Consider the following 15200-nt stretch of genomic DNA (forward strand, 5'->3'; position numbering starts at 1 on the left):
GGTCAGCCCCGGTTCCGCAGGCTCAGCGGCCGCATGTCGGTCCAGTGCTGCTCGATGTGGTCGACGGCGGAGGCGCGGTCGGTCTCGGCGAGCGCGACGGTCCAGCCGTCCGGCAGGTCCGCGAAGGCCGGCCACAGCGAGTGCTGGTCCTCCTCGTTGACCAGCACGAGGAAGCGGCCCTCGGGGTTGTCGAAGGGGTTGCTCATGGCATGTCTCCCAGGTCGTCGGAGGTCGTACGGGGGGCGGCTGTGGGGGAGTGCAGGGCGGCCAGCCGGTGTTCGAGCAGCCGGCCGATCGTGGCGGCCGGGCCGGGGCCCAGCATGTCCGCGTGGGCGCAGGGCACCGGGAGGACGTCGACACCGCCGGCCACGTACGGCTCCCAGGTCTTGGCGCGGACCAGCATGTCCTGCCCGTCCAGGGACCCGGTGGCGACCAGCAGGGTCATCCCGCCGTCGAAGGTCTCCGGGGTGTGGGCGCGGAACAGGTCGACGTTGCCGCGCATGACCGTGAGCAACCGGGTCAGGGCGGCTTCGTCGAAGGCCGCGAGCGGGCCGCCGGCCCCGGCGAGCAGGGCCGCGACGGTCGTGACGGTCGGCCGGGGCAGGGCGTCGGCGCCGAGGCCCGCCTCGGTGAGGAAGTCCCTGAGGAAGTCCTCGTCGGTGGGCCGCGCCCCGGGGGCGGAGTCCGGGTAGGCGTCGAGGTTGGCGAGGAACGCGACCTCCTCGCCCTCGGCGCGCAGCCGGACGGCCATCGCCTGCGCCACGATGCCGCCGTAGGACCAGCCGAGCAGGTGGTAGGGGCCGCTGGGCCGGACGGTGCGGATCCGGGCGACGTAGTCCTCGGCGACCGCGGCCAGGTCGGCCGGCGGGGTCTGCTCGCGGGCGAGGCCGGGCGCCTGGAGGGCGTGGACCGGCTGCGCCGGGTCGAGGTGACGGGCGAGTTCGGCGAAGGGCAGGCCGAAGCCCAGGCCGCCGTGCACGCAGAACAGCGGTGCCCGGGTTCCACCGGACCGGATCGGCAGCAGGGGGGCGAGCAGGTCGAGCGTGCCGTCGGCCGCGTCCGGCCGGCCCGGTGCGTCCGGCAGGCCGGACCCGTCGGGGCGGCTCGCCACGGCCAGTTCCGCCAGGGTGCGGTACTGGAAGACGGCGGCCAGGTCCAGCCGCAGCCCGGCCTGTCCGGCGGCGTTCACCAGGCGGATGGCCTTGAGGCTGTCGCCGCCGAGCGCGAAGAACCCGTCGTCGGGGCCGACCGCCTTACGGCCCAGCACCTCGGCCGCCGCCGCGCAGATCACCCGCTCGGCCGGTGTGCGGGGCAGCGCGGGGGCCGCGCCCGCCGACGCCGGGGCGGGCAGCGCCGCGGTGTCCAGCTTTCCGTTGGGCGTCAGCGGCAGCTCCGTGAGCAGCACGAACGCGCCGGGTACCGCGTGCGCGGGCAGCGTCCGGCCCAGGTCCCGCCGGAGGTCCGCCGGTTCCGGACGGGCGCCGTCGGGTGCCGGCACCAGGTAGGCGACCAGCAGCCGGTCCCCGGAGCCGTCGTCCCTGGCGGTGACCGCGGCCCGGGCGACCGACGGGTGCGCGGCCAGGGCCCGTTCGACCTCACCGGTCTCGATGCGGTAGCCGCGGACCTTCACCTGGTGGTCGCTGCGGCCGGTGAACTCCAGGCGGCCGTCCACGTCCCAGCGCACCAGGTCGCCCGTGCGGTACATCCGGGTCCCGGGCGGACCGAACGGGTCCGCGACGAAGTGCCCGGCGGTCAGCCCCGGGCGGCCGAGGTAGCCGCGGGCCAGTCCGGGGCCGGCCACGTGGAGTTCACCGACGGCGCCGTACGGAACCGGCCGCAGCGCCTCGTCCAGGACGTACACGGCGGTGCCGCCGATCGGCTGCCCGATGGGGACGGACCCGGCGTCCGGCGGGAGGGTGTGCACCTGGTGGACGGTGGCGACGACGGCGGCCTCGGTCGGCCCGTAGGCGTCCACCACCGCCGTCCCCGGCAGCGCCCGGCGCAGTCTGCGCACGTGCTCCGCGGAGACGGCCTCGCCGCCGGTGAGCAGCAGCCGCAGCGGTGCGAGGCAGGCCGGGTCGAGGTCCGTGATGACGTTGACCAGCCGGGGGGTGAGCAGGGCGACGGTGACGCCGTTGTCCCGCAGCAGGGTGCCGAGCCGTTCGGGGTCGGCCGGCCCCGGCGGGTTCACCGCCAGTCCCGCGCCGTGCGCGAGGGGGGTCCACACCTCGAACACCGAGGCGTCGAAGGCCGGCGAGGCGTTCCACAGGAAGGTGTCCGTGCGGGCGAAGCCCAGGCCGGGCATGCCGTGCACCAGCCGGGCGACGGCCCGGTGGGAGACGGCGACGCCCTTGGGGGTGCCGGTCGAGCCGGACGTGTAGATGACGTAGAGCAGGTCGTCCGGATCGGGCCCGCCGTCCGGCGTGACCTCGGGGCGGCCGTCGATCTCCCGGCGGGTCCGCGGGTCGTCCAGGCAGACGGTCGCGCAGCCGCCGTCCGGGTCCGCGCCCGCCGCCGCCCCGGCCAGGGACCGCTGGGTGAGCAGCACCCGGGCGCCGCTGTCGGTGACCATGTGCCGCAGCCGGGCGGCCGGGTAGGCCGGGTCGAGCGGCAGGTAGGCGGCGCCGAGCCGGGCGGTCGCCAGCATCGCGACGACCGCGTCCCGCCCGCGTTCCAGGCAGAGCGCCACGACGTCACCCCGGCCGACGCCGTGGGCGGCGAGATGGCGGGCGGTCCGGTTGGCCGCGGCGTCGAGCCGGCGGTAGGTCAGCGCGTCGTCGAGGCGGGCCCCGGCTTCGGTGGCGAACCGCAGGGCGATCGCGTCGGGCGCGGCGGCCAGGTGCGCGTCGAACAGGGCGGTGACCGTGGTGCGGGGCGGTTCCACCGGTCCTTCGCCCAGGTCGCGCAGGTCGCGCCGGGTCTCGGGGGTGAGGACCTCCAGGCGGGAGAGCGGGCGGGTGGGCGCGTCGGTGGCCGAGGCCAGCAGTCGCAGCAGCGCGGAGGCGAGGCGCCGCACGGTGCGCTCCTCGAACAGGTCGCTCGCGTACTCGACCGCCAGGTCGATCCGGTCGGCCGCCGGGTCCGCGGTCAGCTGGACGAACAGGTCCCACTTGGCGGTGCCGCCCGCGGCCGGCACCGGCTCCATCGCCAGTTCCGTGCCGGTGTCGGGGACCGGGTCGGCGTCCCGGCAGTCCAGGATCACCTGGAACAGCGGGTTGCGGGACAGCGACCGTTCCGGCTTGAGGGCCTCCACCAGGCGCTCGAACGGCAGGTCCTGGTTCTCGTAGGCGGCCAGGTCGAACTCCCGGACTCTGGAGACGAGTTCGGAGAAGGAGGGATCGCCGGAGGTGTCGGTGCGCAGCACCAGGGTGTTGACGAACATGCCGACCAGGCCGTGCAGCCGGGCGTCGCCGCGTCCCGCCACGGGGCTGCCGACGGGGATGTCGGTGCCGGCGCCGTAACGGGTGAGCAGGGCCGCGAGCCCGGCCTGCGCCACCATGAAGAGGCTGGCCCCGGAGTCGCGGGCGAGGGCCCGCAGCGCGCGGACCAGCGGGGCGGGGACGGGCAGGTGCACCGTGCCGCCCCGGTGGCTGGCGAGGGCTCGCCGGGGCCGGTCGAAGGGCAGCTCGATCTCGACCGGCAGGTCGTCCAGTGCCCGCCTCCAGTAAGCGAGTTGACGGGACAGCTCGCTGTGCGGGTCCTGCTCCGAGCCGAGCAGCCGGCGCTGCCACAGCGTGAAGTCGGGGTACTGGACCGGCAGCGGGGCGAAGGCGGGGGCCTGTCCGGTGAGCCGGGACCGGTACGCCTCGGCCAGGTCGCTCGACAGCGGCCCGAGGGACCAGCCGTCGGCCGCGATGTGGTGCAGTACCAGGACGAACACGTGGTCGTCCGGTGCCAGGGTGAACAGCGTGGCCCGCAGCGGCGGCCGGGCGGCGAGGTCGAAGCCGCGGGCGGCCTCGGCGGCGAGCGCGTCCGGCAGTTCCTTCTCGGTGCAGTCCACCAGGGACAGCGGCGGATCGGCCGCCTCCGGGGCGAGCACGACCTGCTCGGCGCCGGTGCCGTCGCCGCCGACGGCCGGGAAGACGGTGCGCAGGGACTCGTGGCGGGTGACCAGGTCGCGCAGCGCCGCGTGCAGCGCGCCGGCGTCCAGTGCCCCGCGCATCCGCACCGCGAACGGGACGGAGTAGAGCCCGTCGGGCACCCCGAGCCGCTCCAGGAACCACAACCGCTCCTGGGCGTGGGAGAGCGGGATCGAGGCCGGCCGCTCCAGCGCGGCGAGTTCGGGGAGCTTCCGGAGCTCCTCGCCGGACGGGTCCTGGCGGGCGGCGAGCAGGGCGGCCAGGGCGGCGGCGCTGGGGGCCTCGAACACCTCCCGCACCGACAGCGCGCCGCCGAGCCTGGCCCGCACCAGGTTGGCCGCCCGCGCGGCCAGCAGTGAGTGCCCGCCCAGGGCGAAGAAGTCGTCGTCGGCGCCGACCCGGTCGAGGCCGAGCACCTCGCCGAGGATCGCGCACAGCTCCCGCTCCTCGGCGGTCTCCGGCAGCCGTCCGGCGGCGGTGTGCCCGGGGGCGGGCAGCGCCCGGACGTCCACCTTGCCGTTCGGGGTGACCGGCAGCGTCGCGAGCACGACCAGGGCGGCGGGCACCATGTGGGCCGGCAGGGCCGCGGTGGCGTGCGCCCGCAGCGCGTCCGGGTCGAGGACGGTGTCGCCGCGCGGCACCACGTAGCCGACCAGGCGGCGGTCCCCGGGCCGGTCCTCCCGGACCGTCACCGCGGTCTGCGCGACGGACGGATGGCTCCCGAGCACGGCCTCGATCTCGCCCGGCTCGATGCGGAAGCCCCGGAGCTTGACCTGCTGGTCGGCGCGACCGACGTAGTCCAGGGCGCCGTCCTCCAGCCGGCGCACCACGTCGCCGGTGCGGTACATCCGGGTGCCGGGCGGCCCGAACGGGCAGGCGGTGAACCGGGCCGCGGTCAGGCCGGGGCGGTCGTGGTAGCCGCGGGCCAGCCCGGGGCCGGCCACGTACAGCTCGCCGGCCACACCGGCCGGCACCGGCCGCAGGGCCGAGTCGAGGACGAACAGCCGGAAGGCCGAGACCGCTGTGCCGATCGGCGGCCTGCCCGCTCCGTGCAGCGGTTCGCTGACGCTCGCGCAGACCGAGGTCTCGCTCGGCCCGTAGGCGTTGCGCAGTTCGACGCGGGCCGACCAGTGTTCGGCCAGCGCGGACGGCAGCGCCTCACCGGCCGTCGACAGGCGCAGGTCGGAGGGAAGTCCGGCGTCCTCGGGCAGACCGGCCAGGACGGCGGGCGGCAGCACCGCGTGGTTGATCCGGTGCGCGACGACCAGGCGGGCCAGCGCGTCGCCCGACATCCGGCTCTCCGCGGTGGCCAGCACCAGGGCACCGCCGGTGTAGAGCGAGGCGCACAGCTCCCACACCGTGGCGTCGAAGCTGAACGACGCGAACTGCAGGGCCCTGGCTCCGGGCCCCGCACCCAGCCGCGCGGCGTGGTGGGCGGCCAGGTTGACGGCGCCCTCGTGCGGGACCACGACGCCCTTGGGGCGGCCGGTCGATCCGGAGGTGTAGACGACGTAGGCGGGGCTGCCGGGGACCGCGACGGGCGGGTGCACGGGGATCTCCGGGCCCTGAGGCAGCCGGGGGTCCAGCAGGTCGAGGTCGACCCGCGGCGCGGCGCAGTTGTCCGGCAGTCGGGTCGCGGAGGTGGTGACCACCAGGGCGGGGGCCGCGTCGTCGAGCATGTAGGCGATCCGCTCGGGCGGATAGGCCAGGTCGACGGGCAGGTACGCGGCCCCGGTCTTGAGCACCGCGAGCAGCGCGACGATCATGTCGGCGCCGCGCGGCAGGGCCAGGGCCACGAAGGTGCCGGGGCCCGCGCCGGACGCCGCCAGCTGTCCGGCCAGCCGGTCCGACGCGGTGTCGAGCTGCCGGTAGTCCAGGGTCCGCGCCGCGGCCGGGTCCTCCGGCCGGTCCTCGTCCGGGACGATCAGGGCGGGTGCCCGCGGGGCCCGGTCCGCGTGCCACCGGAACAGCTCGTGCAGGGTGGTGCCGCGGGTGCGGTCGTCGCGCAGGTCGGCGCCGGCGCCGGACCCCTCCGGGGCCTCACCGCTCCCGCCGATCCTGGCCAGCAGGGTGTCGGGGGCGGCGGCCGTCCGCTCCAGGGCTTCGACGAGCAGGTCCAGCACCCGGGCGGCCGTGCGGGCGCCGTCGCCGTCGAACGCGCTGGGCGCGTGGGCGAGGGAGAAGTCGAGCCCGTCGCCCGGCGTCACGGTCAGGCCCAGCGCGAAGTGCGTGGCGGTGCGCACCCGGATGTCGGCGAGTACGAGGCCGCCGTCGGCGGACGGCACGGCCGCGGCCATGGGGTAGCTCTGGAAGGCGATCGCGGTGTCGAACAGTTCGCCGCGCAGGCCGGCCGCGGCCTGGACCTCGGCGAGCGGCAGGTGGGTGTGCGGCAGCAGGTCCACCTGCTGCCGGGCCAGGGCCCGGATCAGCTCGGCGACGGTGTGGTCGGGGCGCACCTCGGCACGCACCGGCACCGTGTTGGCGAACAGCCCGATCATCGTCTCGACGCCCGGCAGTCCGGCCGGCCGGCCGGAGGTCACCGTACCGAAGACCACGTCCCGGCGGCCGGACAGGTATCCGAGCGCCACCGCCCAGCAGGCCTGCACGGCCGAGTTGAGGGTGACGCCCTCGGCCGCGCACCAGGACGAGAGCGCCCGGGTCGGCTCGGGGGAGAGGGAGGCCGAGCGGACCTCGGGCAGCGCGCCGTCGTCCTGTCCGACGGGGTGCGGCGCGAGGCGCAGCGGGCCCTCAAGACCGGCCAGGGTCCCGGCCCAGGCGGCGCGGGCGGCCTCCCGGTCCTGCCCGGCCAGCCAGCGCAGGTACGTCCGGTAGGGGACGGGCTCGGGCAGCGGCCCGGACAGCGCCTCGGGCCCGGCGAGGCCCGCCAGGGTGAGCAGCTCCCGGGCGGCGAGCGGCATCGACCAGCCGTCCAGCAGCAGGTGGTGCACCGACCACAGCAGCCGGTAGCGGCGCCTGCCGAGGCGGATCGCGGTGAATCGCATCAGCGGGGGCCGGGACGGGTCGAAGCGCCGCAGCCGGTCCTCGTCGGCGATCCGGTCGGACGCGGCCCGGCGCCGCCGGTACGGAAGGTCCGTCAGATCGACCTCGTGCCAGGGCACCCGGACCGAGTCCTGGTCCAGGACCACCTGCACCGTCTCGCCGTTGCGGCGGGGCCGGAAGCAGCTCCGCAGGTGCGGGTGGCGGCCCAGCAGCTCCGCCGCCGCCGCCCGGAGGCGGTCGGTGGGCAGCTCCCCCTCGACCCGCACCGACAGCTGGAGGATGTAGGGGTCGGGGCCGCTTCCCTCGGCGGCGAGGTAGTGCAGCCCCTGCTGGAGCGGGGAGAGCGGCAGCGCTTCGACGATCCTCGGCGTCCCGGTCACAGCATGTCCTCGCTCAAGTCGATCTCCATAAAAGCCAGTTCGTCCTCGTCCAGGGCCAGCAGGGGCTCCTCCGCAGCGCCGGTCCGGTCCGGCCGGGGCGCGTCGGCGACCTCGGCCAGGGCCGCGACGGTCCGGCCGGTGAAGACGTCCCGCACTTCGAGCGCCAGCCCTTCGAGATGCGCCCGGCTGACCACCTGGATGGCCCGGATGCTGTCGCCCCCGAGGGCGAAGAAGTCGTCGGTCGCACTCACCCGCTCCACGCCCAGCACCTCGGCGAAGACCGCGCACAGGGTCTCCTCGCGCTCGGTCCGGGGCGCGCGCGGCGCGGCGGGCCCGTTCGGGGTGCCCGGGGTCGCTGTGGGCGCCGGGGCCGGTGCCGCGCCGGCCTTCGGCCGCAGCGGCGAGCCCATCCGGGCCAGCGTGGTGTCGGGGGCGGTGGCGGCGATGTGCAGCAGCGCGGTGAACCGTTCGGTGATCGCGGCCACCCGGTCGCGCCGGAAGGCGGCGGGCAGGTAGTCCAGCCGCAGTCGCAGCCGGTCGCCGTCCGGCAGTACCGCCATGCTCAGGGGGTGGTGCCGGGCGTCGCGGGCCTCGGCGCGCACCACCCGCACCGGTTCCGCGCCGGCCCCGCCGTCGCCGGCCGCGGTCGCGCCGGATCCGATCGGGAAGTTCTCGAACAGCAGCACGGTGTCGAAGGCTTCTCCGACGAGTCCGGCGGCCCGGTGGATCTCGGCCAGTCCGAGGTGCTCGTGCGGCAGGAGTTCGGCACGCTCGTCCTGGAGGGTGCGCAGCAGGCCGCCGAGCGTGGCGTCGGGGTGCAGCCGGACGCGGACCGGCACCGTGGTGAGGAACATGCCCACCATCGACTCGATCCCGGGCACCTCCGCGGGCCGGCCGGCCGTGATCGCGCCGAACACCACGTCCTGGGATCCGGTCAGTTCACCGAGCAGCAGTGCCCAGCATCCCTGCACCACGGTGTTGACGGTGAGGCCGGCGCGGCGGGAGGCGGCGAGGAGCCGGTCGGTGAGCTCCTGGTCGAGGTCGAGGTGCAGCGACTCCGGGAGGGACACCGCCGCTCCGGTCGCGGCCGGGGCGACCAGGGTCGGGCCGGGCAGCTCGGCGAGCGCCCGCCGCCAGGCCTCACGTGCCGCACCGCGGTCACGCGCGGCGAGCCAGGCGTAGTAGGAGCGGTGCGGGGCGGGCGCCGGCAGCTCGACGGGCGTTCCGGCCCCGCCGTCGCCGGTGTACTCGCCGTCGCCGGTGTGCTCGGTGCCCTCGGTGTACTCGGCGAGCAGTGCGAGCAGTTCCCCGACCAGGATCGGCATCGACCAGCCGTCGACCAGCAGGTGGTGACTGGTCCACAGGAACCGGTACCGCCGCGGCCCGGTCTTCAGCAGGGTGAAGCGCAGCAGCGGGGGTGCGGCCAGGTCGAACCTGCGGGTGCGCTCCTGGTCGGTCAGGCGCTCGGCCTCGGCCGCCCGCTCCGACTCCGGAAGATGCGTCAGATCGACTTCCCACCAGGGGAGTTCGGCATCGGACGGGATCAGCTGGACGGGGTCACCGGAGGCGCGGTGGAGGAAGCAGGCCCGCAGCGCCGGGTGGCGCCGCAGCAGCGTCTGCCCCGCGGCCCGCAGCGCGGCGGGATCCAGTCCGCCCTCCAGGTCCGCGGCGATCTGCAGGGTGTAGACGTCGACGCCGTCCCGCTCGGCCTCGTGGTGGAACAGCAGTCCCCGCTGTAGCGGCGTGAGCGGCAGCACGTCCGAGAGCGCCTGCCCCGGAGCGAGCGCGGGGCTCGCCCCGGCCAGTCCGGCCTCGTACCGCTCGATCTCCTCCTGCTCCAGGGCGACCAGCGGGAAGTCGGACGGGGTGGCGCCGCCCGCGCCCGGCGCCATGGCGTACTCGGCCAGGGCGCGCAGCGCCCGGAACCAGTCGTCGGCCAGTTCGGCGACGGACTCCCGGTCGAGGATCCCGCCGGCGAAGGTCCAGTTGGCGACCAGGTGCGGGCCGTCGGCCCGGTCCTCGGTCGCCGGGGTGAGCGCGAGGACGTGTTCCAGCGGCATCGCCGGCTGCGTGCCGGTGCCGACGATGCCGCCACCGGTGACCGGTGACCAGAGCACGTCCTCCCTGGCGTCGAACCGGCCCATGTAGTTGAAGCCGAGCTGCGGCCTGGGGTACCCGGCGAGCAGCCGCGCGGCCTGCGGGTTGAGGTGGCGCAGCAGGCCGTGGCCGATTCCGTGCTCGGGCACCTCCCGCACCTGCTCCTTGACCAGCTTGACCGCCCGGCCGAGTGCCTCGTGGGGCCGGGGCCCCGGATCGATCCGCACCGGGTGGATGCTGGTGAACCACCCGACGGTGCGGGACAGGTCCAGGCCGTCCGCGATCTCCTCGCGGCCGTGGCCCTCCAGTTCGATCAGCGTTCCGCTCGTCCCGTCGCCGCAGCGCCGCTGCCGCCACTGCGCGACGGCGACCGCCAGGGCGGCCAGCAGCACGTCGTTGACCTCGGCCCGCAGGGCCGCGGGAACGGTGCTCAGCAGCAGTCCGGTGACCTCGGGCGGGAGTTCGGTGCGCAGGGTGTCGGCGGTGGCCCTGACGTCCCGCGCCGGGTCCAGCCGGCGGGGGCCGAACAGCGGGTCGGATCCGGTCAGGATCCGTTGCCACAGCGCCAGTTCGGGTCCGCGCGACTCGGTGCGGGCCCGTTCGGTCAGCAGCCTGGTCCAGGCCCGGAAGGACGTGCCGACCGGCTGGGGTTCGGGTGTGCGGCCCTCCGCGAGGGCGGCGCAGGCGGCCGCCAGGTCGGTCAGCAGGATCCGCCAGGACACCCCGTCGACCACCAGGTGGTGCGCGACCAGGAGCAGGATCCGCTCCCCAGGCTCCGCCGCGGGGGCGGGGAGCAGGACGGTACGGATCATCCGGGCCGCCGCCGGGTCGAGCCGGCGGCCGGCGGCCGTGGCCTGCCGGTCGATCAGCCGGAGCAGCTCCTGCCGGTCCGGGGACGGTTGCTCGTCCGGCAGCGTGAGGACCAGGCCGTCGTCGGCGGGAACCGCGCCGCGCGGGAGCACCTCCGTCTGCCACAGGCCGGGGGCCGGCTCGGTCAGCCGGGTCCTGAGGGCGTCGTGATGGTCGATCAGGGCCCGCAGCGCGGTGGCCAGCCGTCCGGCGTCGAGATCGGCGGGGACCCGGACGGCGATGTGCTGGCTGAAGCCGGCGGCGGGGCCGGTCGTCGAGCCGGTGTCCTCCTGGAGGCGGGCGGCGATGGGGGTGAGGTCGAGGACGCCCACCGGGTCGACCTGCCCGTCCTCCTGCCCGGCCCGCCCGGTGGCCGGCCGGGCGATCCCGGCGAGGACGCGGACCGTACGCCCCGTGAAGACGTCGCGGGTGCTGAGCACCAGGCCCGCGCGGCGTGCCGCGCCGACCACCTCGATGGCGCGGATGCTGTCGCCGCCGAGGGTGAAGAAGTCGTCGTCCGCGCCGACTCCGGGGAGGCCGAGGATCTCGGCGAACACCGCGCCCAGCGTCTGCTCCGGGTCGGTCCGCGGACCGCGCACCGGACCGGCGGGGCCGCCCGCGACGGAGCCGGCCGCACCCGGGCCGCTCACGGCCGGGCTGCCCGCGCCGGTGCCGCTCACTCCCGTGCTGCCGGCACCGGGCGCGGGCAGCGCCTTGCGGTCGACCTTGCCGTTCGCGGTCAGCGGCAGCGCGTCCAGGACCACCCACCACCCCGGCACCATCCAGCCCGGCAGGACCGCGCCGACCCGGTCCCGCAGCAGGGTCGCGTCGACGCCGCCCGAGGCGGCCACGTAGCCGGCCAGTCCGGAGCCGTGCGCGACCACCACGGCGTCCAGGACACCCGGCACCGCGCGCACGGCCGCCTCGATCTCACCCAGCTCGACGCGCCGGCCGCGGACCTTCACCTGGAAGTCGCGCCGTTCGACGAACTCCAGCTGTCCGTCCGGGCGCAGCACCACCCGGTCGCCGGTGCGGTACATCCTGCTGCCGCCACCGGCGAACGGGTCGGCCGGGAACACGGACGCGGTCCGGACCGGGTCGCCCACGTAGCCGCGGCCCACCCCGACGCCGCCCACCCACAGTTCTCCGGGCACCCCGGCGGGCATCGGGCGCAGCCCGTCCCCGAGCACGTACAGGCGGGTGCCACGCACCGGCCGCCCGATCGGCACCCGCCCGGCGGCCGCGTCCTCCGGGGTGACGCAGGCGTGCGTCACGTCGTCGGAGCACTCCGTCGGCCCGTAGGCGTTGACCATGCCGATTCCCGGGAAGCGGGCGTACCAGCGGGCGCACAGGTCGGCCGGCAGCGCCTCCCCGGTGACCATCAGCCGGCGCAGGCCGGGAAGCCGGGGGGCGGCCGCGCGAGCGTCCCACAGGTCGAGCGCGGCGCGCAGCAGGGAGGGCACCACCTCCAGCACGGCGGCGTTCTCGTCGACCGCCAGGGCGAACAGGGCGTCGGGGTCGGCGGCCGTCTCCGGGTCGGCGACCAGGGTGCGCCCGCCCACCAGCAGCGGTGCCAGCAGCTGCCAGACGTGCACGTCGAAGGTGAGCGGGGCGTTCGCGACGACCGCCTCGCCCGGGCGCAGCGCCAGGTCGTCCACCTTGGCCCACAGGTGGTTCAGCATGCCGTCCCGGTGCACCATCGCACCCTTGGGCCGGCCGGTGGAGCCCGAGGTGAACATCACGTAGGCGAGGTCCTGGCCCGATCCGGCGGCCGGGAGCGCGGCCTGGTCCTCCGGTGCCCGGTCGTCCGACGGCAGTTCGAGCGGCAGGACCCGGACGTCCCCGGCCAGCACGCCGGCCTCGCCGCCCTGCTCGTCGAACCCGCCGCCGACGAGCAGCACCCGGACGCCGGCGTCGCGCAGCAACGAGGCGGTGCGCGCGGCGGGCGCGGCGGTCTCCAGCGGCAGCCAGGCGGCGCCCACCGCCTGGCAGCCGAGGATCGCCGCGACGTAGCCCGCGCCGGGACGGGTCAGCACGCCGACCACCGTGTCCGGGCCGCAGCCGGCGGCCCGCAGCCGCGCGCCGACTCCGTCGACACGGCGCAGCAGTTCGGCGTGGGTCAGCCGGCGGGCGCCGTCGACCACCGCGACCGCGTCCGGCGTACGCGCGGACGCGGCCCGTACCAGCGCCACCGTGTCGCTCGCCGCCTCGCCCGGCAGCGCCGCGTCGGCGGCGGGACCGGTGAGCACCCCGATCGACTCCCCGGGCAGGGCCACGTCCAGGCGGTCGACGACCGTGTCCGGCGGGCAGCTCGCGAAGGCGCCGAGGAAGGCCCGGAACCGGGCCGCGTGCGCGGCCAGCTCCTGACCGTCGTACAGCTCGCTGTTGCCGTCCAGGTGCAGCTCCAGGGAGCCGTCGCCGGTGTTGAGGACGGTCAGGATCAGGTCGTTGACGATGCCGGTGGACAGGTTCACCACCTGGCCCCGGCACGGGCCGAACTCCAGGACCGGGTCCTGGTCCAGGACGTTGACGAAGGGCCCGAACGGGCGCCGGTCGTCGGTGCGCAGGCCGAGGTCGCGGCGGATCTGCTCGCCCCGGTAGCGCTGGTGCCGCAGCGCGTTGGCGATCTCGACCCACGCGGCCCGCAGCAGCCGGTCGCGGGTCGCGCCGTGGCGGACCGGCACGGCCAGCGGGAGGTAGTTGGCGACCATCCCGGGGACGCCGCGGGCCGCCGCACCGACCCGGGCGGTGACCGGCAGGGTGAGCAGCGGCTCCTCCAGGCCGGTGATCCGTTGCACGTAGGCGGCCATCGCCGCGGCCACCAGGGCGGCCGGGGTGGCTCCGGCCGCGCCGGCGGCGGCGCGCAGCCGGTCCGCGTCGGCGGCGTCCAGCACCTCGGTGCGGCGCAGCGCGACGAGACCGGGGGCGGGTTCGCGGGTGGAGAGCGAGGACGGCTCGGGCGATCCGGCGGTGAGCCGGGCGGTCCAGTAGGCGCGGTCCTTGGCGAGGCGGGGCGAGTCCGGGTAGGCGCTCTCCGCGTCCAGCAGCAGCCGGAACGGCGGCGGTGCCGACGGGGCGAGGCCCGCCTCGTCGCCGCCGGCCGCGAGGTGGCTGTAGATCGCCGCGAGCCGCGGGTGGACCAGGTTGCGGCTGTACCCGTCGGACAGGATGTGGTGCATGCACAGGTAGAGCCGGTGGCGCTCGGGGCCGAGGCGGAGCAGCGCGGTGCGCATCAGCGGCGGCTCGGCGGCCTTCATCGGCAGATCCAGGTCGCCGAGCATCCACGCCTCGGAGGCGGCCTCCGGGTCCGCCTCGGTGCTGAGGTCGACGAGCGGGAGGGGGCTGTCGGCCACCGGGGCGACGGACTGGCGGGCCACCCCGTCGTGCTCGGTGAAACGCACCCGCAGGCCCTCGGCCTCCACCGACAGCCGTCGCAGGGCGCGTCCCAGCAGCTCCTGGTCGAGGGGGCCGCGCAGGTCGACGTAGTCGCCCATGGCGTAGCCGAGCGGCCCGGTCGCGAACTGCTCGTCGTACCAGATCTCGGACTGCGCCGCGGTGAGCGGCAGGTTGCCGCCGGGGGACACGCTCATCGCGCTGCCTGCCCTTCGTTCCGCTCCTCGTCGCCGGCCAGCGCCGTGTCGCCGAAGGTGCCACGGACCCAGTCGTCGTCGTAGAGGGTGTCGAGATAGCGCTCGCCCAGGTCGGGGGCGATGGTGACGGCCGTGGTGCGGCGGTCGGCGCAGTTCTCCTGGAGCCAGGCGAGTGCGCCGCCGACCGCGGTCCCGGTCGATCCGCCGAAGTGGTAGCCGTGCGCGGCCAGCCGGCGGCAGATCCGCACCGTGTCCGCCTCGTCGACGTGGACGACGGAGTCGACGAAGGACTCGTCCAGGAGCCCCGGCCTGATGCTGGTGCCGAGGCCGGGGATGTGCCGCGGGCCTGGGGTCCCGCCGAAGGTGACGGAGCCGACCGCGTCGACGGCGACCACCCGCACGTCGGGCCGGTGCTCGCGGAAGTAGCGGGCGCAGCCCATCAGGGTGCCGGTGGTGCCGGCGCCGATCACCAGGACGTCGAGCCGGGGGAAGCGGGTGGCGATGGCGGGCGCGGTGGTGCGGTAGTGGGCCATCCAATTGCCCGGTGCCTCGTACTGGTTGAGCCACACCACCTTCTCGTCGGCGGCGCACATCTCCTGTACGTAGCGGATCCGGGCGCCGAGGTAGCCCTCGGTGGGGTGTGCCTCGGTGATGACGTGGACGTCGGCGCCGAAGGCCTGCATGGTGTGGCGGGTGGCCTCGTTGCAGCGGGAGTCCGTCACGCACACGAAGCGGTAACCGCGGTTGGCAGCGAGCATGCTGAGCGCGACGCCCATGTTCCCCGAGGAGGACTCGACCAGGGTCGAGCCGGGGCCGAGCACCCCCGCCGCCTCGGCCTGGGCCACGATCTCGCGGGCGGCCTTCAGCTTGATCGATCCGGCGAAGTTGAACCCCTCCACCTTGAGGTAGAGGTGTCGGGCGAAGATCGGATGCAGATCGACGAACAGATCGCTGACGTCGAATTCGTGCGGCGCAGATATGACAGGCATGGCAAGCTCCCGGCCGTCGGCGGTACGTCGTGACGTCGACAGCTACGAGGTTCCACGGCAGCTCTGACCGGGCGCTGACACCATGCTGACGTGACGTCGCCAGGGCCTCCCGAGCGGCCCGGACGTTCCACCCGCGGCCTCGGTTCACCGGCCGGCCCGGCCCCGCGGACGCCCGCCGGCCCCGCGGACGCCCGCCGGCCCCGCGCACGGGAACGG

4 protein-coding genes are annotated in these 15200 nt (G+C 75.9%); all 4 read right to left on the reverse strand.

The window, feature by feature from the left end; genetic code table 11:
• Positions 1–2 precede the first annotated feature (2 nt).
• From ACZ7C5_RS09425 to sbnA, 4 genes are read right to left on the reverse strand one after another with little or no spacing between them, the layout of a single operon-like run.
• Positions 3–206: an MbtH family protein gene (locus tag ACZ7C5_RS09425; RefSeq protein WP_401080437.1), complete on the reverse strand. Its 204-nt coding sequence runs from the start codon at positions 204–206 to the stop codon at positions 3–5.
• The gene (locus ACZ7C5_RS09430) at positions 203–7459 is read right to left on the reverse strand and encodes an amino acid adenylation domain-containing protein (protein WP_470322350.1); all 7257 of its coding nucleotides are present in this window, start codon (positions 7457–7459) and stop codon (positions 203–205) included. Before ACZ7C5_RS09430 ends, ACZ7C5_RS09425 begins: the two co-directional genes overlap by 4 nt.
• Positions 7456–13995: an amino acid adenylation domain-containing protein gene (locus tag ACZ7C5_RS09435; protein WP_470322351.1), complete on the reverse strand. Its 6540-nt coding sequence runs from the start codon at positions 13993–13995 to the stop codon at positions 7456–7458. The genes ACZ7C5_RS09430 and ACZ7C5_RS09435 overlap by 4 nt, the downstream gene beginning before the upstream one ends.
• Complete coding sequence (sbnA, locus tag ACZ7C5_RS09440) at positions 13992–14984, reverse strand: 2,3-diaminopropionate biosynthesis protein SbnA (protein WP_401080431.1); 993 nt, start codon at positions 14982–14984, stop codon at positions 13992–13994. Before sbnA ends, ACZ7C5_RS09435 begins: the two co-directional genes overlap by 4 nt.
• Positions 14985–15200 lie beyond the last annotated feature (216 nt).

This window comes from Kitasatospora sp. NPDC036993, assembly GCF_055607525.1.

Bases quoted from the DNA above. Each gene is read 5' to 3' on its own strand.
- ACZ7C5_RS09425 (WP_401080437.1), bottom strand. From the start codon at position 206: ATGAGCAACCCCTTCGACAACCCCGAGGGCCGCTTCCTCGTGCTGGTC.
- ACZ7C5_RS09435 (WP_470322351.1), bottom strand. From the start codon at position 13,995: ATGAGCGTGTCCCCCGGCGGCAACCTGCCGCTCACCGCGGCGCAGTCC.
- sbnA (WP_401080431.1), bottom strand. From the start codon at position 14,984: ATGCCTGTCATATCTGCGCCGCACGAATTCGACGTCAGCGATCTGTTC.